Annotated in this window: 22 protein-coding genes; 16 read left to right on the forward strand and 6 right to left on the reverse strand. The window is 64.3% G+C overall.

Annotated elements, in window-relative coordinates; genetic code table 11:
• Positions 1-334 precede the first annotated feature (334 nt).
• Together CFI11_RS23350 and CFI11_RS23355 are read left to right on the forward strand one after the other, a co-directional pair.
• Positions 335-1,630, forward strand: coding sequence for an AAA family ATPase (locus CFI11_RS23350; protein ID WP_130410133.1), 1,296 nt, complete (start codon positions 335-337; stop codon positions 1,628-1,630).
• Positions 1,627-2,703, forward strand: a complete 1,077-nt coding sequence (locus CFI11_RS23355) for a ParB N-terminal domain-containing protein (protein ID WP_130410134.1) — start codon at positions 1,627-1,629, stop codon at positions 2,701-2,703. The genes CFI11_RS23350 and CFI11_RS23355 overlap by 4 nt, the downstream gene beginning before the upstream one ends.
• On the opposite strand, the gene bchO is transcribed toward CFI11_RS23355, so the two are convergent.
• From bchO to crtA, 4 genes are read right to left on the reverse strand one after another with little or no spacing between them, the layout of a single operon-like run.
• Positions 2,688-3,563, reverse strand: coding sequence for an alpha/beta fold hydrolase BchO (gene bchO / locus CFI11_RS23360; protein WP_130410135.1), 876 nt, complete (start codon positions 3,561-3,563; stop codon positions 2,688-2,690). The two genes, CFI11_RS23355 and bchO, sit on opposite strands and share 16 nt — an antisense overlap.
• 3 nt (positions 3,564-3,566) lie before the next feature.
• Complete coding sequence (locus CFI11_RS23365; RefSeq protein WP_371687495.1) at positions 3,567-5,255, reverse strand: magnesium chelatase subunit D; 1,689 nt, start codon at positions 5,253-5,255, stop codon at positions 3,567-3,569.
• On the reverse strand, positions 5,252-6,256 hold the full coding sequence (gene bchI / locus CFI11_RS23370; RefSeq protein ID WP_130410136.1) for a magnesium chelatase ATPase subunit I: 1,005 nt from the start codon (positions 6,254-6,256) through the stop codon (positions 5,252-5,254). The genes CFI11_RS23365 and bchI overlap by 4 nt, the downstream gene beginning before the upstream one ends.
• Complete coding sequence (crtA, locus tag CFI11_RS23375) at positions 6,253-6,963, reverse strand: spheroidene monooxygenase (RefSeq protein ID WP_130410137.1); 711 nt, start codon at positions 6,961-6,963, stop codon at positions 6,253-6,255. Before crtA ends, bchI begins: the two co-directional genes overlap by 4 nt.
• A gap of 115 nt (positions 6,964-7,078) precedes the next feature.
• Between crtA and CFI11_RS23380 the strand changes: the two genes are divergently transcribed.
• From CFI11_RS23380 to CFI11_RS23390, 3 genes are read left to right on the forward strand one after another with little or no spacing between them, the layout of a single operon-like run.
• Positions 7,079-8,629: a phytoene desaturase gene (locus CFI11_RS23380; RefSeq protein WP_130410138.1), complete on the forward strand. Its 1,551-nt coding sequence runs from the start codon at positions 7,079-7,081 to the stop codon at positions 8,627-8,629.
• Positions 8,626-9,660 carry a 15-cis-phytoene synthase gene (crtB, locus tag CFI11_RS23385; protein ID WP_130410139.1) on the forward strand — a complete coding sequence of 345 codons (1,035 nt, stop codon included), beginning with the start codon at positions 8,626-8,628 and terminating at the stop codon, positions 9,658-9,660. The genes CFI11_RS23380 and crtB overlap by 4 nt, the downstream gene beginning before the upstream one ends.
• Before the next feature lie 4 nt (positions 9,661-9,664).
• Positions 9,665-10,132, forward strand: a complete 468-nt coding sequence (locus CFI11_RS23390; protein ID WP_130410140.1) for a TspO/MBR family protein — start codon at positions 9,665-9,667, stop codon at positions 10,130-10,132.
• Between the two features lie 445 nt (positions 10,133-10,577).
• On the opposite strand, the gene crtC is transcribed toward CFI11_RS23390, so the two are convergent.
• A complete protein-coding gene (gene crtC / locus CFI11_RS23395) occupies positions 10,578-11,456 on the reverse strand; it encodes a carotenoid 1,2-hydratase (RefSeq protein WP_305791235.1) in 879 nt (292 codons plus the stop codon).
• Positions 11,453-13,021, reverse strand: a complete 1,569-nt coding sequence (gene crtD, locus CFI11_RS23400) for a 1-hydroxycarotenoid 3,4-desaturase CrtD (RefSeq protein ID WP_130410141.1) — start codon at positions 13,019-13,021, stop codon at positions 11,453-11,455. The genes crtC and crtD overlap by 4 nt, the downstream gene beginning before the upstream one ends.
• A 110-nt stretch (positions 13,022-13,131) precedes the next feature.
• Here crtD and CFI11_RS23405 point away from each other — a divergent pair, with 110 nt between their 5' ends.
• From CFI11_RS23405 to pufM, 11 genes are all read left to right on the forward strand, one after another.
• Positions 13,132-14,004: a polyprenyl synthetase family protein gene (locus tag CFI11_RS23405; RefSeq protein ID WP_130410142.1), complete on the forward strand. Its 873-nt coding sequence runs from the start codon at positions 13,132-13,134 to the stop codon at positions 14,002-14,004.
• 1 nt (position 14,005) lies between these two features.
• Positions 14,006-15,121, forward strand: coding sequence for a methyltransferase (locus CFI11_RS23410; protein WP_130410143.1), 1,116 nt, complete (start codon positions 14,006-14,008; stop codon positions 15,119-15,121).
• 131 nt (positions 15,122-15,252) lie between these two features.
• A complete protein-coding gene (bchC, locus tag CFI11_RS23415) occupies positions 15,253-16,194 on the forward strand; it encodes a chlorophyll synthesis pathway protein BchC (RefSeq protein WP_130410220.1) in 942 nt (313 codons plus the stop codon).
• A complete protein-coding gene (locus CFI11_RS23420) occupies positions 16,191-17,192 on the forward strand; it encodes a chlorophyllide a reductase iron protein subunit X (RefSeq protein WP_130410144.1) in 1,002 nt (333 codons plus the stop codon). The genes bchC and CFI11_RS23420 overlap by 4 nt, the downstream gene beginning before the upstream one ends.
• 96 nt (positions 17,193-17,288) lie before the next feature.
• On the forward strand, positions 17,289-18,854 hold the full coding sequence (gene bchY, locus CFI11_RS23425) for a chlorophyllide a reductase subunit Y (RefSeq protein WP_130410145.1): 1,566 nt from the start codon (positions 17,289-17,291) through the stop codon (positions 18,852-18,854).
• Positions 18,855-19,026: 172 nt separating this feature from the next.
• Positions 19,027-20,526 carry a chlorophyllide a reductase subunit Z gene (bchZ, locus tag CFI11_RS23430; protein ID WP_130410146.1) on the forward strand — a complete coding sequence of 500 codons (1,500 nt, stop codon included), beginning with the start codon at positions 19,027-19,029 and terminating at the stop codon, positions 20,524-20,526.
• A complete protein-coding gene (gene pufQ / locus CFI11_RS23435) occupies positions 20,523-20,747 on the forward strand; it encodes a cytochrome PufQ (RefSeq protein ID WP_130410147.1) in 225 nt (74 codons plus the stop codon). Before bchZ ends, pufQ begins: the two co-directional genes overlap by 4 nt.
• 138 nt (positions 20,748-20,885) lie before the next feature.
• Positions 20,886-21,035: a light-harvesting antenna LH1, beta subunit gene (gene pufB, locus CFI11_RS23440; RefSeq protein ID WP_050930465.1), complete on the forward strand. Its 150-nt coding sequence runs from the start codon at positions 20,886-20,888 to the stop codon at positions 21,033-21,035.
• A gap of 14 nt (positions 21,036-21,049) precedes the next feature.
• Positions 21,050-21,214 carry a light-harvesting antenna LH1, alpha subunit gene (gene pufA / locus CFI11_RS23445; protein ID WP_130410148.1) on the forward strand — a complete coding sequence of 55 codons (165 nt, stop codon included), beginning with the start codon at positions 21,050-21,052 and terminating at the stop codon, positions 21,212-21,214.
• A 143-nt stretch (positions 21,215-21,357) separates the two neighbouring features.
• Positions 21,358-22,197, forward strand: a complete 840-nt coding sequence (pufL, locus tag CFI11_RS23450; protein WP_130410149.1) for a photosynthetic reaction center subunit L — start codon at positions 21,358-21,360, stop codon at positions 22,195-22,197.
• Positions 22,198-22,199: 2 nt separating this feature from the next.
• On the forward strand, positions 22,200-23,186 hold the full coding sequence (gene pufM / locus CFI11_RS23455; RefSeq protein WP_130410150.1) for a photosynthetic reaction center subunit M: 987 nt from the start codon (positions 22,200-22,202) through the stop codon (positions 23,184-23,186).
• The last annotated feature ends 2 nt before the right edge of the window (positions 23,187-23,188 follow it).

Here is a 23,188-nt window from a genome sequence, read left to right on the forward strand (position 1 = left end):
ATATCCACAGGCGCGCTTTCCAATACTCTAACGAACACAAAAAATCCGGTTTACTGGTATTGGGGGTCACTCTGGTTGTCCCCCATTGGTGGCCTTTTGTCCCCCAATGGCTAGCAGATGTCCAGATCGTGTCCCCCAATATCGTGTTGGAAGGTCAAGGTATCCCGTTCTCCCGGTACACCCTTTGCCACCCGATATCTTTCCGACGTGCCAGGCTCTTGCTGGCAATCCCGTCAATCCCCGCTCCCACCATATTGGCTTTTGCCTTTTTCGCAAATTCGCCGTAAATTCCGTTTGAGGCAGAATTAGCGTCCCCGCGGGGACAGGAGCAGATATGTACACCCATCAGGACCTGGCGCAGCTTCAGGCGCAATCGCTCAAGATGCAGGGCTTTATCCGGCAGCAGACCTTCTCGCCCGAGAACGAAAAGACCCTGCGCCGCTTCTCCAGCTGGGAGGTTGCGGAGCTGATCTTCAAGGTGAACCAATCCACCCTGCGCGGTCGTCTCGCCGCCGACCCCACCCTGCCCCAGGGCATTGTCGAGGAGGATGGCCGCCAGCGCTGGTACACGCTGGAAGAGATCAACACGCTCCGCCGCAAGCTGCGCGTCAACCGCCGCTCCCTCATGCCCCCCCGGCCCGCCGGCAAGCGCGCCATGCGCGCCGCCATCGCCAACTTCAAGGGCGGCGCCGGCAAGTCCACCGTGGCGCTGCATTTCGCCCATGCCGCGGCCCTCGACGGCTACCGCGTCCTCTGCGTGGATTTTGACCCCCAGGCTACGCTCAGCCACTCCATGGGTCTGTCGGACGTTGCCGAGGAATTCACCGTCTGGGGTATCATGGCTCGCGATCTGGGGCTTGAAACCGCGCGCATGAACGCCGCTGCCCAAGGCGCTGAGAGCGGCACCACCCTGCCCCAGCGCCGCCTGCCCGCCTCCGTGGCCGAGATGGGTCTGACCGACCTGCGCGTCTCGGACTTCATCAAGCCCACCAACTGGCCCACCATCGGCCTCGTCCCCTCCTGCGCCAACGCGGCCTTTGTCGAATTTGCCTCCGCTCAATACCGGCACATGAACCCCGAATGGTCTTTCTTCGCGGCCGTCTCCCGCTTCCTCGACCAGCTTCCGCCTGACGCCTATGACCTCATTCTCTTCGATTGCCCGCCTGCCATCGGCTACCAGTCCATGAACGCCGTCTTCGCCGCTGACATGCTCTACATCCCCTCCGGTCCCGGCTACTGGGAATATGACAGCACCACCTCCTTCATTGGCCAGCTCGCCGAGGCTCTGGAGGATCTCACCCGCTTCAACAACGGCCTTGTCCCCGCGGGGACAAAGGCCTTCGCCGATATCCGGTTCCTTCTCACCCGGTTCGAGCCCAACAACGATCTGCACCGCGCGATGCAGCAGGCCTTCGTTAAGGTCTTTGGCGACAGAGTGACCGAGCACCCGATCGAAATGACCCGCGCGGTGGAGCAATCCGGCCGCTTCCTGTCGTCGATCTACGAGATCGATTACCGCGATATGACGCGGGAAACCTGGCGCCGCGCGCGTGCGTCCTTCGATCAGGCCTATGAGGAATTCAAAACCCATGTCGCAGACGCATGGGACCAGCTAGAGGAGGCCGCATGAGCAAGCGCCGCATCTTCGACATCGATTTCGACATCTCATCCGAGGACAGCCCGCAAGGGCTGGACGAGGGCCAGGCAGAACCGCGCCGCGGCCCCATGGCCACCGCCATCTCCGAAAACGCCGAGGCCCTCACCGAACGCGCCACAGCCGAGGCCGCGATCCGCGCCGAAAACGACCGCCTCGCCCATGAATATGTGGCTCTGAAAAGGGACGGTCTGATCCAGGGCCGCATCCCTATCGACCGCATCAAGGCCGAGAAACTGACCCGTGACCGCTCCACCACGCGCGACCCGGAGCTTGACGAACTCATCGCTTCCATCCGGGCTGTGGGCCTGTCCAACCCCATCCATGTGGAAGAGACAGAAACCGGCTATGAGCTGATCCAGGGCTTCCGCCGCCTCAGCGCCTACCGTGCGCTGCATGCTGAAACAGGCGCCACCGCCTATGCCACCATCCCCGCCACGCTCCAGGCCAAGGGCGCGGCCCGTGATCAGCTCTACCGCCGCATGGTCGACGAAAACCTCGTGCGCAAGGACATCTCCTTTGCCGAGATGGCCCAGCTCGCCATGTCCTATGCCAAGGAAACAGCCACCGTGATCGGTGAGGTGCCCGATGCCGTCGACCTTCTTTTTGCCTCCACTGGCCGTCAGAAACGCAGCTATATCCGTCATTTCTGTCACCTGATCCGCATCCTCGGCCCCGCGCTGAAATACCCCGAGGTGATCCCCCGCGCGACCGGTCTGGCCCTTCTCAAGCGCCTCGATTCCGACCCGCGCCTCGCCGGTCAGATCAAGTCTGTCCTGCAAAGCCGTCCCGACCGGGACGAGGCCGGCGAACTGGCCGTTCTGCGCGCCGCGGCAGAGGCGCCCCGCGGGGCGGCCAAGACCCCAGCCCGCCCGCAGCCCAAAAGCACCGCGAAAACCACGATCAAGCTCAACCGCCCCGAAGGTGTGGCCAAGTGCACCGCCGCCAATGGCCGGTTCGAACTGCAACTGGATCAGGATTTCAGCGCCATCGACCGGCGGCGGCTCGAAGCGGCAGTGCGGTCCTTCCTCGATCAGCTCAAGGGCTGATCGGCCAAAAACCCCTGTATCAGAGCCGCAACGCGATCCGGTGCCTCTTCATGTGCGAGGTGGCCCAGATCCGGCAGCGTCACCGTCCGGCAATCCGGCATCCGCGCGGCAGCGCGGGCCGGGCTTGCCGGCGGCACTGTGCGGTCCCGCGCGCCTGTCAGAAAGAGGGCTGGCATGGCCAGCTTAGGCAACTCCTGCCTCAGATGATTGAGAGACCAACTGGCCATCATCAAAAGCGTGCCATCGACATGGTCGCGATCTCTGATCAACCGACGATAAAGCTGGAGGCCAATAGGGTCTAAATCAGACCCTGTAGAACGGATCAGAGCCGCGACGCGCTCCGGGCTGTCCGATGTGCGGGACACCATCTCTGCCGTGAACGGCGTCAGCGCGAGCATCTTTGCCATCGCCGGGAACATAACGCTCGCCATACCTTTGAAATTCTCCAAGGCAGGGTTGATGCCAATAACGCGCGGCGCCTGTCCCCGCGGGGACACCAGCCGGTGCGTGAGGTTCAGCGCCACAGCACCCCCTGCCGAGTGTCCGATGATTGCCGCCGGCTGCCAGCCTTCCTGCGCGCAGAGATTTGCGATGTCCTCGGTCGTGGCATGCAGCCCGCTGCGGTGTCTTGCGCCCAGTTGGGTCAGGCCCTGTCCGGGCAGGTCCAGCGATATAACGCGATGGCTCTGCGCGAGGATTGGCGCCAATCCACGAAACGAATGCACGCTGCACCCCGTTCCGTGCAGCAGAAGCAGCGTTTCGCCTTGTCCCATCTCCTGCACATGCCAGCGATGGGGGCGGCAGAGGATCTGCCGGGAATGCTCAAGGAGGGGCCAATCGGCGGGCGGGGGCCAGCGCATGGCTCACGCCTCGCTCAGCGCGCCGGTGACGGCGGCAGAGACCCGGGCCGCATCTGCGCGCGGCAGCGGCAGATAGGGCGCGCCCAGGGTGGCTGCGAGGCTTTTGAGCGCGGGTTGGGGCCGGTTCGACATGTCGATCATCAGCCCGGGAACGGATTGCAGGCGCAGGGCGGTGGCCAGCGTTTCGCTGTCCTGCGCCGCGCGCTGTCGGTCGGGCGTGCCGTCCAGCGCGATATTCGCGCGCCCGTCCGTCATCAGCACTACCGTGGGGGTCAGGCCCTTCGAGCGGCTAAGCAGGGACAATTCGGCGGCGGCCTTGAGGCCCGCGGCCAGGGGTGTGCCGCCGCCGCCAGGCAGGGCGGCCAGACGGCGTTTGGTTTGCACGAGGCTGCGGGTCGGGGGAAGGAGGAGGTCTGCCTCCTCACCCCGGAACGCGATCAGGGCGACGTGGTCGCGGCGTGCATAGGCTTCGCCGAGTAGGAGTTCGACGGCGCCTTTGGCCTCACCCAAACGCGACACGGCGGCGGAGCCGGAGGCGTCAACGGTGAAAATCAGCAGACGGTCGGAGGTCTCCTCGAACCGGCGCAGCCGGATGTCGCTGGAGCGGATGAGCAGACCGGGCGCGTCGGGTTGCGTACGACGGCGGAGAGGTTGCCAGGGGGCGGCGGCGCGCAGGGTGGCCACGAGGTCGATCCGCGCGCGTCCATCGAGCCGTCCGGAGCGCGAGGGCAGGGGGCGTCCACGCCGGTTGCCTTTGCGCTTTTGTCCGGCGCCCGAGCCGCCCGATCGCCGCCCTGTCCCCGCGGGGACAAGCCCGTCCAGAAGGCCCGGCGGCAAGAGCGCCTTGACCGCTTCGACCATCATCTCGGCGGGGATCGCTTCGCCTGTTGTGCCGTCGTTGCCCGCATCGTCGGGCACGGATTGATCCTGCAGCGGGGCAGGGAGGTCCTCTGCTGCATCTTCGGGAATGCGGGTGGCGCGGGAGGGGTAGACCAAGGTGGCTGCTGTGGTGAGGTCATCATCGGTGACCTTTGTCCTGCCATTCATAGCGGCGTGCGCGCGGGCGCAGGAGAGGGCGAGAAGCGGTGCGCGGAGGCTGTCGATTCCGAAACGGGCCGCAAGAGAGACTAGGATTTCGGGGGACTTGTACGGGATTTTGACATCTGTCCCCGCGGGGACAGGTGGGGGTGTCCCCGCGGGGACAGTCATGTCGGCGATGCGCAGACCGTCGAGATCCACATGGAAGGCGAGACGATCCGTCAGGGCTTTGGGGGCACGCTCATCGGGTTCGGCGCCTTCGTCGAGGAGGATCAGGGCGCTGCCGATTGCGGCGTCGAGATGTTGGGCGAGTTTGGCGGCGAGATCGGTGGGGATCCGTTCGGCCATGGTGGCCAAGATGATGCGGGGATGGCTGAAAAGTCCATCATTTTCAATCACTTGAGAGGCTGCGAGCGTAGCGGAGATGTTGATGCCGCCGAAAAGCTGGTCGTCGCTGATCGTGGGGTGGATCTTGCGGATGGGCAAGGGCAGGCGGGGCAGGGCGGAGAGGAGCGCATCGCGGGCCGGGCCGGTGCGGGCGCGGATGACCATGCCGCCGAGGCCGCCGGGGTCTTGTGCGAGACACGCCAAAGCGGTCCAGATCAGGGCCGCTCCTTCGCCCTTGCGGGCGGCGTCGCGGGCGGGGGCGCTCACCCCAGAACGCTTTCGACGGTGCGGGTGACGCGGGTGCCCGAGCCTGCTTCGTCGAGGGGGTCGCGGCGGAGGCGGTGGGAGAGGGCCATGGGGGCCACGCTGCGTAGATGTTTGCGGGTGACGGTTTTGCGACCCTCCCAAGCGGCCAGCGCGCGGGCGGTGCGCAGGAGCGTGAGCTCGCCGCGTAGGCCGTCGGAGCCGAGGGCGACGCAAAGCTCGGCGCAGTCGCGGAGGATGGTTTTTGGGGTTCTGACCTCTGTCAGGGCCTGACGGGCGGCGAGGATGCGGTCGCGGGTCTTGGCGTCTTCGGCCTGCCAGCGGGTCAGGAAGGCGTCGCGGGTGTTCTCGTAGCTGTCGCGGCGGCGGATCACCTCTATGCGCTGGCCGATATCGGTAGGCGAGCGGACCTCGACGGAGAGGCCGAACCGGTCCAGCAATTGAGGGCGCAGTTCGCCCTCTTCGGGATTGCCGGAGCCGACGAGTACGAAGCGGGCGGGGTGGCGGATGGAGAGGCCTTCGCGCTCCACCACATTCTCGCCGGATTGGGCCACGTCGAGGAGGAGGTCGACGATGTGATCCTCAAGCAGGTTGACCTCGTCGATATAGAGATAGCCGCGATTGGCGCGGGCCAGGAGGCCCGGTTCGAACGCCTTCTCGCCCCGGGTGAGGGCGCGTTCGATATCGAGGGCGCCAACGACGCGGTCCTCGGTGGCGCCCAGAGGCAGGTCTATGACCGGGGTGGGGCGTGAAACCACCTGTTTAGAGCCTATTTCGGCCCAATCGGGGCAATCTTCGACGCGGGCGGAGTTCACTGGGCAGCCTTCGACCTGTTCGATGGGGGGCAGGAGCGCGGCGAGGGCGCGGACGGCGGTGGATTTGCCTGTGCCGCGGTCGCCGAAGACCAGCACGCCGCCGATGCCGGGGTCGATGGCGGTGAGCACCATGGCGCGTTTCATATCGGTTTGGCCGACGATGGCCGAAAAGGGGAAGGGCGCGGTCATTGAGGTCTTTCCAAATGTCTAAGCGGGCTTTTTCCGCCCCATGTGCCCATGTCGCCGGTCACGGCGAAGCGGGCGTAAAGCTCTTCCCGGAACCAGCCTTCTTCTCGCACGGCCTGGATGGCACGGGCATGGGGTCCGGCAGGATCACGGGCGAAATCGGCCATCTGCCGGGCGCCGGGCCAGATGGAGAAGGTGACTTGATGCAGGAGAGGGACCTCTCCGATCCCGATCTTGAAAATCACGTTGGGATCGGCTCCGATTACCGCGGAAATGTCGGGGACCTGCCCCCAGAACTTCCATGCAACCCGGGGTTTGACCGTGGCGCGGGTGAGGGCGGCGAGGGGGCCTTTCGGCTCGTCTTCGCTCACCTCGAAGGGCGCGACACCGGACCATTCCCCGCGTGCGGAGGTGGGGGTGAGGAAGACGGTCCAGTCTTCCTCCGCCCGGTGGCGGTAGCGGTTCCAGATGCGGGTGTCGGAGACCCGGGCGCGGGCTGTCGCGAGGTCTGGCCAGGTGGCCAGAATCGCATAAACGCCCGTGTTTGGCACGGGTGTGAAGCCTTCGCCGGTGCCCGATCCGCAGAGTTTCCAGAAGCCGATATCGGGCACGCGGGGCAGCGAAAAGCGGGCCGCGCCCATCATTCCAAGCGCCCAGGCCCGCGCCAGCGGCGCGCCAAAGCGGAAGAAGCTGAGCGAGACGGTTTGCATGAGGCGTGGCTTCGGCAGTGGCTTGGGTGTCAACCTAAGCTGACAGAATTATCCTTGCAGGAAAACGAAGCTAAAGGCAATTGTAAATCAAACTAGACAGTCGTATCGTCATCCTATCATGACTCGCGTTGATCCGATCTCCCCGCCTCAGACCGGTTCCGTGCCGGATGCCCGTCCACATGCCATTGTCGTTGGCGCCGGTCTGGGTGGCCTTGCCGCCGCGATGCGGCTGGGGGCCAAGGGATATCGGGTGACGGTGATCGACAAGCTGGACGTGCCGGGCGGGCGGGGGAGCTGCATCCGCCAGGACGGCCACCGCTTCGATCTGGGGCCGACCATCGTGACGGTGCCGCAGCTTTACCGGGAGCTTTGGGCGGCCTGCGGACGGGATTTCGATCAGGATGTGACGCTGAAATCGCTCGATCCCTTCTATGAGATTCGCTGGCCGGATGGGACAAAGTTCGTGGCCCAGCACGACAGCGAAAAGATGCGCGAAGAGGTCGCTAAGATTAGCCCGGAGGATGTGAAAGGGTTTGATCGCTTCCTCAGGGACAGCGAGGCGCGGTATTGGTTCGGGTTCGAGGATTTGGGCCGGCGCCCGATGAACGAGCTTTGGGAGCTGATCAAGGTGCTGCCCCGCTTTGCGATGCTGAGGGCGGACCGATCGGTTTATGCCCATGCTGCAAGGCGGTTCAGGGATGACAAGTTGAGGATGGCGTTTAGCTTCCATCCTCTCTTTATCGGGGGCGATCCGCTGCATGTGACGTCGATGTATATCCTTGTCAGCTATCTCGAAAAGCAGTTCGGTGTGCATTACGCGATGGGCGGGCTTGCGGGGATGGCGCAGGCGATGGGCCGGGTGATCGAGGATCAGGGCGGATCGCTTTTGATGCAGACGGAGGTGGACCGGGTGTTGATCCGGCAGGGCCGAGCGGCGGGCGTGAGGCTGGCGAGCGGGCTGGAGATGGGCGCGGATGTGGTCGTGTCGAACGCGGATGCGGGGCATACTTATGACCAGCTGATGAAGGATGCACCCAAGAGGCGCTGGACGCCCGGGAGGCTGAAGCGCACGAGGTGGTCGATGAGCCTGTTTGTCTGGTATTTCGGGACCAAGGGGACCCGAGGCAAATGGCAGGATGTGGGTCATCACACGATCCTGAACGGGCCAAGATATCAGGGTCTGCTCAAGGATATTTTCATGAAAGGCAAGCTGGCGGAGGATTTCAGCCTTTATGTGCATCGCCCGTCGGTGACGGATCCGAGCGTGGCGCCGGAGGGGGACGATACGTTCTATGTTCTCAGCCCGGTGCCGCATCTGGGGCATGACAATGGTGTGGACTGGAGTGAGGAGGCCGAACGCTACAAGGCCCGCGTGCTGAAGGTGCTGGAAGAGCAGATGACGCCGGGGCTGGGAGAGGCGATCAGCACGGAGGTCGTGTTCACGCCGGAGACGTTCAGAGACAGGTATCTCAGCCCGTTCGGAGCCGCGTTCTCCATCGAGCCGCGCATTCTGCAAAGCGCGTGGTTCCGGCCGCATAACGTGAGCGAGGAGGTGCCGGGGCTTTATCTGGTGGGCGCGGGCACGCATCCGGGTGCCGGGGTGCCGGGCGTGATCTCGACGGCGGAAGTGCTGGGCAAGCTGGTGCCCGACGCGGTGCGGGCATGATCGCGCCGGCGGATATGGAGGCATGCCGGGAGGCGATCCGCCACGGGTCGCTGTCATTTTACGCAGCGTCGAAGTTGCTGCCGGCAAGGGTGAGGGACCCGGCGCTGGCGCTTTATGCGTTTTGCCGGTTGGCGGACGATGCGGTGGATCTGCAGGTGCAGAAGGCCGAAGCGGTGCTGCGTCTGCGCGACCGGCTGGATCTGGTCTATGCCGGACGGCCGCGGGATGCGGCAGCGGACCGGGCCTTTGCCGCGGTGGTCGAGCACTTCGAGATGCCCCGCGCCTTGCCGGATGCCCTGCTGGAGGGGCTGGCCTGGGATGCGGAAGAGAGACGCTATGCAACGCTTTCGGATCTGCATGGTTATTCAGCACGCGTGGCCTCCGCCGTGGGCGTGATGATGTGCGTTCTGATGGGTGTGAGGGACCGGAACGCGCTGGCGCGGGCCTGTGATCTGGGCGTGGCGATGCAGCTTACCAACATCGCCCGCGACGTGGGCGAGGACGCGATGGAGGGGCGGCTTTACCTGCCGACGGACTGGCTGCAAGAGATCGGGCTGGAACCGCAGGCGTTTCTTGCCGATCCGCGCCCGACCAAGGCGGTGCGCGCGCTGGTCAAGCGGCTCGTGATGCAGTCCAACAGGCTCTACTACAGGTCGGAGGCGGGGATTGGTGCGTTGCCGGTGACGGCAAGGCCGGGGATCTTTGCGGCAAGATTGATCTACGCCGGGATCGGAGGACAGCTCACCGCGATGGGCTATGACAGTCTGAGTGCGCGGGCACGGACGTCGAAGCTGCAGAAGATCGGGTGGCTGGGGCAATCGATGCTGCGAACTGGAGTGACATTGGTCATGCCACGCTCGGCCGTGGTCTATGCGGAGCCCTTGCCGGAGGTGGCGTTCCTGGTTGATGCGGCGGGTGCGGCGGAACGGGCGAGCCGCAGCGATGCGCTCATTGACGTGCTGAATACGCTGGAGCGGCGCAGCCGGGCGCAACGCGCGGCCTTGATCAGCGACGGGGCGCAGTTAAGCTAGCGTTATGGACTGGCTCTACTTCTGCATCTTTTTCGCGGCCTGCCTTGGCGCAGGGGTCACGGGCGGGTTGTTTCCCCCGGGGGAGTGGTATCGCCAGCTGACCAAGCCTGTCTGGACACCCCCCGATTGGGTGTTTCCGGTGACCTGGATGGTGCTTTACGTCTGCATTGCGCTGGCGGCGACCCGCGTGGCCAGCCTGCCGGACAACGGGCTGGCCTTGGCCTTCTGGTCGCTACAGATCGCGTTCAACGGGCTATGGACGCCAGTATTTTTCGGTCTGAGGAAGATCCGGCTTGGCATGGCGGTTGTGGCGGCGCTCTGGCTCGCGGTGCTGAGTGGGATGATCGCGCTCTGGCAGGTGGATTGGGTCGCGGGCGCGCTGTTCGTGCCGTATCTGATTTGGGTGACGATCGCCTCAGCGCTGAATGCAGCGGTTTGGAGGCTGAATCCGGGCGAGGCGCAAGCGGCGTGACCTGCGTTTGGATCAGGATATCGCGGGCGATATCCTGACGCCTCCGGCGGCCGTATTTTTATCGAGAAGAAGCAGGGGATACGCTTTGTCGGTAACCGCGCGTTAAGGTTAATCGTTTTTATTGGAGAAGCGGTACAGGCTGCCGAGCCGATGACCGCTCGAGGAGAAGCCCCGTGTCCCGGTTGAGTGCCGTCTAACGAGATCAACTTCGGATGCGGGGTGGACCCCTTCTACGCTTTTGCGGCGTGCTCCCGACCCGTCGATCCCGCATTAACTCTAATCGGCATTAACGTTAATGCTCGTGAAGGTTAACTCTATCAGAACTCGGACAAATGTTGACCCAAACGCGCTTTCCAAAAGATCCGCGGTGTTTGGCAGAGAACAGGTCCCCTGCTTCTTCTCGATAAAAATACGGAAAATCCCGCCGCTTGCCGTCCGCGCCCCGTCAGCCTGGTGCGAATGTCCAGCCTCGCCGTCTTGGCACACGCACCGCCAGCATCGGTTTCAGAAGCGGGTTGCGGAAGCGGCGCAGATCGAGCGCCTCGTGCACGCCCACCGTCTCCACTCCGCCAAGCTGTGTGCGCACCGCTGCACGGGTGTAAAAGGGCGCATCGAGCATCGGCTTGACCTGCCGCGGACGATAGCCGGCATCTGCCCGCGTCTCCCGCGCCACCGCCCACAGGCTGCGGGCCATCCGTGCTTTGGGCGGCAGGGCAATCACGCTGGCATTGCCGTCCTCATCAAAGGAAAATCCCGCTGCCAGCGTGCTGCCATCCAACCGTTCCGCGTCATAAAAACAGGCCGCACCGTCCGGCGTCGGAAAGCGCCCCCATGTCCAGTAGGAGAAATCCTCCTCCAGCGCTCGTGTGCCGAAATTGGCATCAAAATAGCCGTGCCCCCGCCAGTTCCAGCCTGGGCGGTCGATCTCGACTTCAATGCGTGCAACCGGCGCGAAAGGGCGCCATATGTGGCTCTGATCTGCCTTGAGTGGCAATTCAACGGAGGTCACGGCGGTTGGGATTACCCGGACCTGCCCGCGGATCCGGCTGATCAGCGGTGGAGAGGAGACCTCATCGATATCCACGATCAGACGGTCGCCCTCCCAGCGCATCATCGACGGGCCGACCTCCAGCCGGGAGGCGGTCTGACGTAAGGCCGAGGTCCCCCGGTCGGTCATGGTAAACCGCCCGCCGCGTCCATAGGTGGCCACGTTGATGCAGACGTGGTTCTGCGGGCATTTCCGTCCCGACCAGCGATACCAGGGTGAAAAGACCGACCCGATGAACCCGATAATCGAGATCGCGCGCGCCCCGTCGTCGCTTATCCCGTCGACATACCACCAGGCATAGCCATTGGGGCCGACATCGACGTTGAAGTTAGGTCGCTCAAGATCGCCGCGGCCGCGTGCGAGGCGGAGCGTGTCGCCATCGGCACGCCCGCCCCCGGATGGGTCCCGCCCCCGGCCAGATAAAGCCCCGGCACCGTCGTGCGCGCCGTCGGGCGCTGGAAGGCGGCGGTCAGGCCATGCGGGCTCTGCCCGTAAAGCGACCCCAGGCTTTCGGGAAAGAGCCGGTTGAACATCTGCGGCGTCGTGAGGCTCTCCACCCCCGGTGTCGGGCTGAAATGCGTCCCGTGCTGCGCCATCTTCTGCATGATCATCGCGTGCCATTCCAGCACCTCCGTGTCATCTGCATCGGCCTCCGCGCGCGCCATAGGGGGCGCATTGGCAATGATTTCGAACCGTTCAAGCGCTGGCGGGGCATGACCTTGGCCCCTGTCTTCGGCGCAGAGATAAAGCGTGGGGTCGCGGGGCAGGCGCCCGGCGACAAGATCGTCGAATTCCGATGCGGGATCGGAACCGAAATAGACGTTGTGATGGGCCAAGGGCCGGCCCGACGGCGTGGCGGCGAAACTGTGTACCCGCGCCGAGAAGGAGCGCGGCAGCGTCAGCGTCTGCCGCGCGACAGCCGAGGCGCCCGGTCCAAGTGCGCCTGTCGCAAGCGCCCGGGGATCGCCGTTGAACAGCACCGCCTCGGCCGGCACAAAGCGTCCGCCCTCAAGCGATACGCCCCGTACCCGGCCCCCTTGCAGAGACAGCCGATCCACATGGACGCTCATTTCAAAGCGCACCCCGTGCGCGGCGGCCAGTTCCGCCATGGCGCCTGCCAGCTTGTGTATGCCTCCCTTGACCACCCAGACACCCGCAGCCTCCGCCTGCCAGATCAGCGCCAGCACCGCGGGGGAGCGGAAGGGCGAGCCGCCCACATAGGTCGCGTAGCGACCGAAGAGTTGTGCGAGGCGGGGATCGCTGAATTGCCGCCGCAGCATCTGGCCGAGCGTCGACAGTGGCGCCATTGGGGCGATCAGATAGGGGCGGGCGAGCACGTGGCGGGTCAAGGCGCTCAGCCTGGGTTCCGCACTTTGCATCATCGGCGCGTCAAAGCCGGCAAAGAGTTGCCGGCACCGCTCGCAGAAGCCGCGAAACTCCGCCTCCGACCGATGCGCGGCAAAGGCGCGGATCGCCGCGGCGCTGGCCTCCATATCCGCGAAGAGATCCAGGGTGGAGCCATCGCTCCACACATGGCGTGCCAGGATCTCTTGCGGCACCAACGTCACATGATCGTCAAGCCGTGCGCCAGCGCTGGCGAAGAGATCGTCAAACACATGCCGCATTGTCAGCACGGTCGGGCCTGCATCCACAGGGCCGGCCGCACTTGGCAGCGTCCGGATCTTGCCGCCCACATGGGCGTGCCTCTCGATCACCGTGACATCCAGGCCCGCTGCCGCGAGCCGGATCGCCCCGGCCAGCCCGCCCATGCCCGCGCCGATCACCACCACACGCGGGCGTGTGGTGCGGTCAGGCACGATCGTTGGTTTTGCAAAGGTCATGGCGCGTTCCTTGGCTGTGCCATGATTGTTGACTCCCGACCGTAAAGTGTCCAGTGTAATTTACACATTGATGTCGCCGTTGCGTGACAAATCGAGCGGGAGACCACCCAATGCCTCTGAAATCACGGATCGAAGCGGCCATTTCAGGCGCCATTCAAGTGGGGCAGGGGCGGATGTCTCCGCCCAAGCTGGCCTCGGCCCTGGAATATGCCGTGACACCCGGGGGCGCGCGAATCCGTCCCACGATCCTGATGTCGGTGGCCATGGCCTGCGGAGATGATAGGCCCGCCCTCTCGGACGCAGCCGCCGCAGCGCTTGAGCTGATCCACTGCGCGAGCCTTGTGCATGACGATATGCCCTGTTTCGACGATGCGGATATGCGGCGTGGCAAACCGTCGGTGCACCGCGCCTATTCCGAGCCTCTGGCTTTGCTCACCGGCGACAGCCTGATCGTGCTGGCCTTCGAGACGCTGGCGCGTGTGTCGGCGCAGTCCCCCGAGCGGGTGGCGCAACTGATCCTGACGCTGGCGCAGCGCACCGGAATGCCGGGCGGCATCTGCGCGGGTCAGGGCTGGGAGAGCGAGGAGAAGGTGGACCTGTCGGCCTATCACCAGGCCAAAACCGGCGCGCTGTTCATCGCGGCCACGCAGATGGGTGCGGTCGCCGCCGGACAGGAGGCGGAGCCGTGGGAGGAACTGGGCGCCCGCATCGGTGAGGCCTTCCAGGTCGCCGATGATCTGCGCGATGCACTTTATGACGAAGAGACGCTGGGCAAGCCCGCCGGGCAGGACGATCTGCACGGCCGCCCGAATGCGGTGACCGAATTTGGCGTGCAAGGTGCGATCCAGCGGCTCAAGGATATTCTGGGCGGCGCGATTGCGTCGATCCCCTCCTGCCCCGGAGAGGCGCAACTGGCCGAGATGGTGCGCCTTCAGGCTGAGCGTCTGACGCCCGTCGCCCCCACTGTGCGGCAGAGCCTCTGATATGGACGACGCGGTTCCGGCCTGGCGCGGTGGTTGGCTGAACCGTCTGGTGGCCCGCCCGGGGTTCCAGGCCTGGGCCAGTCATTTCCCCCTGACCCGCGCGCGTGCTCGCAAGGACGGGGCGGAGCTGTTCGATCTGGTCCAGGGTTTCGTGCAAAGCCAGGCGCTAATGGCTCTGGTCGAGTTGGACGTGATGCGTCGCCTGCGCGCCGGGGCGCGCGGGGCGAGTGAGTTGGGCCGCGCGCTGGATCTGCCGGAAGACCGGATGCAAGTGCTGCTGCAGGCCGGGGCCGCGATGGGTCTGCTCAGGCGCCGCCGCGACGGGCGCTTTGCGCTTGCGCGCAAGGGTGCGGCGCTGATGGGCGTGCCGGGGCTTGAGGCGATGATCCGGCATCACAAGGCCTTCTACAGCGATCTCTCTGATCCCGTCGCCCTGCTGCGCGGCGAGGTGGAGACGGAGCTGGCAGAGTTCTGGCCCTATGTCTTCGGCGCCCATGGCGAGGTCGACCCGGGGGTCGCGCGCACCTATTCCGACCTTATGGCGCAGAGCCAGCGTCTGGTTGCGCAGGACACGCTGCGCATGGTCTCGCTGAAAGGTGTCGGGCGTCTTCTGGATATCGGAGGCGGGACCGGCGCCTTTCTGGAGGCCGTCGGTCAGGCCTACCCCGCGCTTGAGATGGAGCTTTTCGATCTGCCGCAGGTCGCCCCGGACGCGGCGGAGCGATTCGCCCGCGCCGGGATGGCGGACCGCGTCACGATCACGCCCGGATCCTTTCGTGAGGATGCCTTGCCACAGGGTGCGGATGCGATTTCGCTGATCCGCGTGCTTTATGATCACAGCGACAGCACCGTTCGGGCGCTACTGTCTAAAATATATGACACATTACCGGTCCGAGGCCGCCTGATCATCTCCGAGCCGATGGGTGGCGGTGCGCGGCCTGAAAAGGCGGGCGATGTTTATTTTGCCTTCTACACGATGGCGATGCGCACTGGGCGCGCCCGTTCGCAGCAGGAAATCGCGGATTTATGCGCAGAAGCCGGCTTTTCCGGCATCCGCCGGCCGCGCAGCGCGCGGCCTTACGTGACCTCTGTGGTCACTGCGGAGAAATCAATCTGACCTTTGCAGAAAGAAGTGTCTAAAAGAATTGACACTCACAACTGTCAGGATAAACTGACACTGCGTAAAAAAAGCGCACTGAGTCTCCGCGCTGCGGCACGGAGCAGGGGATGAGCACGAGGGAGGCCGTCATGGATACCAAGGCGATCGTACTGAAAGGTCCAAAAGATCTGGCTGTCGATCATGTGGTGCTGACGGAGCCCGGTGAGATGGACCTGGTGGTCGACATCTCTCATTCCGGAATTTCCACGGGGACGGAGAAGCTGTTCTGGTCCGGCCAGATGCCGCCCTTTCCCGGCATGGGCTATCCGCTGGTCCCGGGCTACGAGGCCGCGGGCGAGGTGGTGGAGGCCGGACGGCTGACCGGGTTCAAACCGGGCGAGCGTGTCTTTGTGCCGGGTGCGAATTGTTATGACGGGGCCTTTGGTCTGTTCGGCGGCGCCACGGCGCGGCTGGTCACGGATGCCGCCCGCGTCACGCGGATTGATCCGGCCCTTGGGGCCGAAGGTGCCCTGCTGGCGCTGGCGGCCACGGCGCGTCACGCGATGGCGGGCATGGACAAGGCGACGCCGGACCTCATCGTGGGTCACGGTGTTCTGGGTCGGTTGCTGGCCCGGCTGACCATCGCGGCAGGCGCCCCTGCGCCGACCGTGTGGGAGATTGATCCGTCGCGCCAAGGCGGTGCTGAAGGATACGAGGTCATCGCACCGGATGCGGATGAGCGCCGCGACTATCGCGCGATCTATGACGCGTCGGGCAATGGCGGTCTGCTCAACGATCTGGTGGGCCGTCTGATCAAGGGCGGAGAGATCGTGCTGGCGGGGTTCTACACAGAGCCGCTCAGCTTTGCATTCCCGCCGGCCTTCATGAAAGAGGCGCGGTTCCGTGTGGCGGCGGAATGGCAGCCGGACGATCTGACCGCCACCCGCGCGCTGGTCGAGGCCGGCGCGCTCAGCCTGGACGGGCTGATCACACATGAGGCCCGGGCCGAGGATGCGCCCGACGCCTATCGCACGGCCTTCGAAGATCCGGCCTGTCTGAAAATGATCCTGAATTGGGGAGCAGTCGCGTGAAAGACGAAGTACCGAACCTGAAGGATTTCGACCAACGCTTGCGCGATGAGGCGCATGAGGATCTCGCCGACGTGATCCCGGCGGAGGCGACAAAGAAAACGCAGATCATCGCAATTTACGGCAAGGGCGGCATCGGCAAGTCGTTCACGCTGGCCAATCTCAGCCACATGATGGCCGAGCAGGGCAAGCGCGTGCTGCTGATCGGATGCGATCCGAAGTCGGACACGACCTCGCTGCTTTTTGGCGGAAAGGCCTGCCCGACGATCATCGAGACCTCGACCAAGAAGAAGCTGGCCGGGGAAGAGGTCGCCATCGGGGACGTATGCTTCAAACGCGGCGGCGTCTTCGCGATGGAGCTCGGCGGCCCGGAAGTGGGCCGCGGCTGCGGCGGGCGCGGGATCATCCACGGGTTCGAGCTCTTGGAGAAGCTGGGCTTTCACGATTGGGATTTCGACTATGTGCTGCTGGACTTTCTGGGCGACGTGGTCTGCGGCGGGTTCGGCCTGCCGATTGCGCGGGACATGGCGCAGAAGGTGATCCTGGTGGGCTCGAACGATCTGCAGAGCCTTTACGTGGCAAACAATGTCTGCTCGGCGGTGGAGTATTTCCGGAAGCTGGGCGGCAATGTGGGCGTCGCGGGGCTGGTCATCAACAAGGATGACGGCACGGGCGAGGCGCAGGCCTTTGCCAAGGCGGTGGACATCCCGGTGCTGGCCTCGATCCCGCAGGACGACGATCTGCGCAAGAAGTCGGCCAATTACCAGATCGTGGGCACGATGGAGAGCCAGTGGGGGTCGCTCTTTGCGGAGCTGGGTCTGAACGTGGCGGAGGCACCGCCGGTGCGCCCGACGCCGCTGAGCCAGGACGGATTGCTGGAGCTGTTCGACGGATCGGATACCGGAGCGGGCGTGGTACTGGAGCCGGCGACGGATACGGATATGCGCGGGAAGAACGCCAAGCCCAAGGTCTCGCTGGAGGTGATCTATGACGAGGCGTGAGCGGAGCGGTTTCGGATCGCTGAAGCGATCCGACCGGCTGGGGGCGCTGCCCCCAGACCCCCGGAGTTTATCTGGCAAGATGAAGGGGCGTGTCTCATGAGTGGTCCTGTCACGTATGATGCTGCTGATCAGGTGGATGTGTTGCCGGGCGACCGTCGCGAGGAAAGCCCGCAAGGGCTTGAGGAGCCGCCTGTTTTGGGCTGCCATTCGGGCAGCGAGATGGAGAAGGCGGCTAAGCTGGCGGGCAACTCGGAATTGCTGGAGCAGTTCGCGAAGGACTACCCGCAAGGGCCGCACGACAAGCCACAGAGCATGTGCCCTGCCTTTGGTTCGCTGCGCGTGGGTCTGCGGATGAAGCGGGTTGCGACCGTGCTATCTGGCTCGGCCTGCTGCGTCTACGGGCTGACCTTCGTGAGCCATTTCTACGGCGCGCGGCGCTCGGTCGGCTATGTGCCGTTCAATTCCGAGACGCTGGTGACCGGCAAGCTTTTCGAGGACATCCGGGAAAGCGTCCATGATATGGCCGACCCCGACAAATACGACGCCATCGTGGTGACGAACCTGTGTGTTCCCACGGCGAGCGGCGTGCCGCTGCGGCTGTTGCCGAGCGAGATTAACGGTGTCCGGATCGTCGGGATCGACGTGCCCGGATTTGGAATCCCCACTCATGCCGAGGCCAAGGATGTTCTGGCCGGAGCAATGCTGAACTATGCCCGCGCCGAGGTAGAGGCGGGGCCGGTGGCGGCTCCCGTGGGTGGGAAATCGGATCGTCCGACGGTGAGCCTTCTGGGAGAGATGTTCCCGGCGGATCCGGTGATGATCGGTCAGATGCTGGCGCCGATGGGGCTGGCAGCCGGACCGGTTATCCCCTGCCGGGAATGGAGAGAGCTGTATGCCGCGCTCGATTGTGGCGCGGTGGCAGCGATCCATCCCTTCTACACCGCGGCGATCCGTGAGTTTGAAGCCGCGGGGCGGCCCATCGTGGGCTCCGCGCCCGTGGGGCATGACGGCACGGCGGCGTGGCTTGCGGGCATCGGCGATGCGTTCGGGCTGGCGGCGGACAAGGTGGCGGAGGCGCAGAATGCGTTCCTGCCGGCCATCAAGGGCGCGCTGGCGGCGATGCCGATCAAGGGGACGATCACGCTCTCGGGTTACGAGGGCAGCGAGCTTCTGGTCGCACGTCTGCTGATTGAAAGCGGCGCGGAGGTGCCTTACGTGGGCACCGCCTGCCCCAAGACGCCCTGGTCGGCGGCAGATGCCGCATGGCTGGAGGCGAAGGGCGCCAAGGTCAAGTTCCGCGCATCGCTTGAAGATGATTGCGCGGCGATGGAGGCGATCACGCCGGATTTGGCCATCGGCACCACACCGGTGGTGCAGAAGGCCAAGGAGCTTGGCATTCCGGGGCTTTACTTCACCAACCTGATCTCCGCCCGGCCTTTGATGGGCCCGGCAGGGGCGGGTAGTCTGGCGCAGGTGATCAATGCGGCCATCGGCAACAAGGACCGGATGGCGCATATGAAGGCCTTCTTCGAAGGCGTGGGGGAGGGCGATACGGCGGGCGTCTGGGAAGGCGATCCGAACCTGAGACCGGATTTCCGCGCCGCGCATCAGAAGAAGCTCGACAAGCAGGCGCGCGTCGCGAAGGCGGAGCAGATGATATGAGACGCGAAGCACTCTCACATCATTTGCCCGGTGCGGGAAAGCGGGTTTGCTTGCAAACCGGCGGCCGCACACCATCGAACGGTGCGCCTTTGGGAGACGTTGGACCGGGGGTTTCACACCCCCGGACCCCCGTGGAGTTTATCTGGCAAGATGAAGCAGGGGAGGCAGTTTCATGCTGATCCAGGATCATGACAGGGCCGGAGGATATTGGGGCGCCGTCTATGCGTTTTGCGCCGTGAAGGGGCTGCAATGCGTGATCGACGGGCCTGTTGGATGTGAGAACCTGCCGGTGACCTCGGTGTTGCATTACACCGACGCGTTGCCGCCGCATGAGCTTCCGATCGTGGTCACTGGCCTCGGAGAGGAAGAGCTGGGTCGGGATGGGACCGAGGGCGCGATGAAGCGCGCTTGGGGTGTGCTCGACCCAGCTTTACCCGCCGTTGTTGTGACCGGGTCGATTGCGGAGATGATTGGCGGCGGGGTGACCCCCCAGGGCACCAACATCCAGAGGTTTTTGCCGCGCACCATTGACGAGGATCAGTGGGAAGCCGCGGACCGGGCGATGACCTGGATCTTTACCGAATTCGGTATGACGAAAGGTCGGATGCCCCGCGAGGCCAAGCGTGAGGAGGACGCAAAGCCGCGCGTGAATATCCTGGGTCCGATGTACGGCACGTTCAACATGCCCTCGGATCTGGCCGAAATCCGGCGTCTGGTCGAAGGGATCGGCGCCGAGGTGAACATGGTGATGCCCCTAGGCGCGCATGTGGCCGAGATGCGGAACCTCGTGAATGCGGATGTGAATATCTGCATGTACCGCGAATTCGGGCGTGGCCTCTGCGAAGTGCTGGGCAAGCCCTATCTGCAGGCGCCCATCGGGGTGGAGAGCACGACGAAGTTCCTGCGCACGCTGGGCGAGATGCTGGATCTGGATCCCGAGCCCTTCATCCAGCGCGAGAAGCATTCGACGATCAAACCGGTCTGGGATCTGTGGCGGTCGGTCACGCAGGACTTCTTTGCCACGGCGTCTTTCGCGATCGTGGCGAACGAGACCTATGCCCGGGGCATCCGGTTGTTCCTGGAAGAGGATATGGGTCTGCCTTGCGCCTTTGCGGTGGCACGGACGGCGGGTGCCAAGACCAACAATGAGGAAGTGCGCGCGCTGATGGCGCAGAAACGGCCCCTGATCGTGATGGGGTCGATCAACGAGAAGATGTATCTGGCCGAGCTTAAGGGTGGGCACGGGCCAAGCCCGGCCTTTATTCCCGCAAGCTTCCCCGGTGCTGCGATCCGACGGGCCACGGGCACGCCGTTCATGGGGTATGCCGGGGCCACCTACATGATCCAGGAGGTCTGCAACGGCCTCTTCGATGCGCTCTTCCACATCCTGCCGCTGGCCAGCGACATGGATGATGCAGAGGCCACGCTGACCCCGCTGCGCCGGGATTTCCCCTGGGATCCGGAGGCGCAGACCATGCTCGACAAGATCGTGGCGCAACACCCGATCCTCACGCGGATCTCCGCGGCCAAGACGCTGCGGGATGCCGCTGAAGAGGCCGCCCTGGCCGCAGGTGCCGACCGCGTTGTGGTCGAGACCGTGCGCGCCCTGGACCCTGCGCTGGCTGAGGCCGGCGACACAGACGAGACACCCATGAAAGGAGACCCGTCATGACGGATATGACTTCGAACACGCCGGTGGAGGCGCGCAGCCACAAGCCGCCGAAGACGGAATTCATGGTCTATTTCGCGATCATTTTCGTGGCGACGCTGCCGCTGGCCACGCTCACCTGGGCGCTGGCCGCGATCAAGAGCGGATCGTTCACCGAAAAGGGTCCGGTGGCACGTGCCTGGAGCCAGGCCCGGATCATCACACCGATGATCTTTACCGCATGAGAATACCCCGTCGCCCGATCGTGGCGGGGATCAAGACTGGCCGTCCGACAGGGCGGGCAGAGCCCGGAGGGGCGCAAGCCCTAAAGGACCCGGCCGCGGGGAGCGCGGCGTCAGCTTAGGTTTTCGAAAGGAAAGTTTATGGCTGATAACTCCGACCTGTCCTTCACAGGTCTTACCGACGAACAGGCGCAGGAATTGCACTCTGTCTACATGAGCGGGCTCTGGCTGTTTTCGGCCGTGGCTATCGTCGCTCATTTGGCAACGTTCATCTGGCGTCCGTGGTTCTGAGGAGGGATTGAGACATGCAGAAATTCTATAAGATTTGGCTCGTTTTCGATCCCCGCCGTGTGTTTGTCGCACAGGGCGTTTTCCTTTTCCTGCTGGCAGCGATGATTCACCTCGTCCTGCTGAGCACGGACCACTTCAACTGGTTTGAACTGGCGGCCCAAAAGGCGGCTGGCGGCTGATCCCCCCGGATCAGCCCTGTGAAGTGACAGACAACGTTGCGGGCGGCACGCGCTGCTTGAACCGGGTCGCCCGCAACAAACCAAAAATAACGACGGCTTTCGGACCATGACGGACGGGCCGCCAAACGCGGAGATCAGAGAAGATGGCGTTGCTCAGCTTCGAGAGAAAGTATCGCGTCCGCGGAGGGACGCTGATCGGCGGTGATCTGTTCGACTTCTGGGTGGGGCCCTTCTATGTGGGGTTCTTCGGGGTCACGACTGCCTTTTTTGCCCTGTTGGGCACGGTTTTGATTTTCTGGGGCGCGAGCCAGCAGGGCACGTTTAACCCATGGTTGATCAACATCGCCCCGCCTGACCTCAGCTACGGTCTGGGCATGGCGCCGCTGATGGAAGGCGGTCTGTGGCAGATCATCACCTTCTGCGCGGTGGGCGCCTTCGTCAGTTGGGCGCTGCGCGAGGTGGAGATTTGCCGAAAGCTGGGCATGGGATATCACGTTCCCTTCGCCTTCGGGGTTGCGATCTTTGCCTATGTGACATTGGTCGTCTTTCGCCCGCTGCTCATGGGGGCATGGGGGCATGGATTTCCCTACGGCATCTTCAGCCACCTCGATTGGGTGAGCAACACGGGCTACGCCTATCTGCACTTCCACTACAACCCGGCGCATATGCTGGCGGTGACCTTCTTCTTTACCACCACACTGGCGCTGGCGCTGCACGGCGCGCTGATCCTGTCGGCGGCGAACCCCGAAGAGGGGGAAGAGATGAAGACGCCCGATCACGAGGACACGTTCTTTCGCGATTTCATCGGCTATTCGGTGGGCACCCTGGGCATTCACCGCGTGGGCCTTCTCCTGGCGCTGAATGCCGGGTTCTGGAGTGCGATCTGCATCATCATCAGCGGCCCGGTCTGGACCAAGGGCTGGCCCGAATGGTGGAACTGGTGGCTTGAGCTGCCGATCTGGGGCTCGAATGTGGGACTGTAATCATGGCTGAATATCAGAACATTTTCACGCAGGTGCAGGTCCAGGGAACGCCCGAATGGGGCATGGACGACAACGGCACCATGACCGCGGAGCGGATCGGCAAGCCCGGTTTCTCCAAACTCTTCGGGCTTTTCGGCAACGCCCAGCTTGGCCCCTTCTATCTGGGCTGGACGGGCATGATCTCTCTGGCCTGCGGCCTCATCTGGTTCAACATCGTGGGCCTGAACATGCTGGCGCAGGTGGGCTGGGATTTCCCCGAATTCATCCGGCAGCTGTTCTGGCTGGCGCTTGAGCCGCCCAGCCCGGAATACGGCCTGTCGATGCCGCCGCTGAATGATGGCGGGTGGTACATCATCTCCAGCTTCTTCCTGCTGGTCAGCGTGATGACCTGGTGGCTGCGCTCCTATCTGCTGGCCGCCGAGCACAAGATGGGCAAGCATGTCTTCTGGGCGTTCGGCAGCGCCATCTGGCTCTTCCTGGTGCTCGGTCTTTTCCGCCCGGTCCTGATGGGATCGTGGTCGGAGGCCGTGCCATACGGTATCTTCCCGCACCTCGACTGGACCACGGCGTTTTCGATCCGCTACGGCAACCTTTACTACAACCCGTTCCACTGCCTGAGCATCGTGTTCCTTTATGGCTCTGTCCTGCTCTTTGCGATGCATGGTGCCACGATCCTGGCCGTGACCCGCTATGGCGGCGACCGGGAGCTAGAGCAGATCGTGGATCGCGGCACGGCCTCAGAACGCGCGGCTCTCTTCTGGCGGTGGACCATGGGCTTTAACGCCACGATGGAGGGCATTCACCGCTGGGCCTGGTGGTTTGCGGTGCTGACCCCGATCACCGGAGGGATCGGCATTCTGCTGACCGGCACGGTGGTCGACAACTGGTTCATCTGGGCGCAGGAACACAATTTCGCGCCGATCTATGACGGCTCCTACGGCTACGAAGACTATCGCAGCTACGAAGCCTTTATCGGACAGGAGGGCTGAGC

It is taken from the genome of Thalassococcus sp. S3 (assembly GCF_004216475.1).
In the GTDB taxonomy this organism is placed as follows: Bacteria; Pseudomonadota; Alphaproteobacteria; order Rhodobacterales; family Rhodobacteraceae.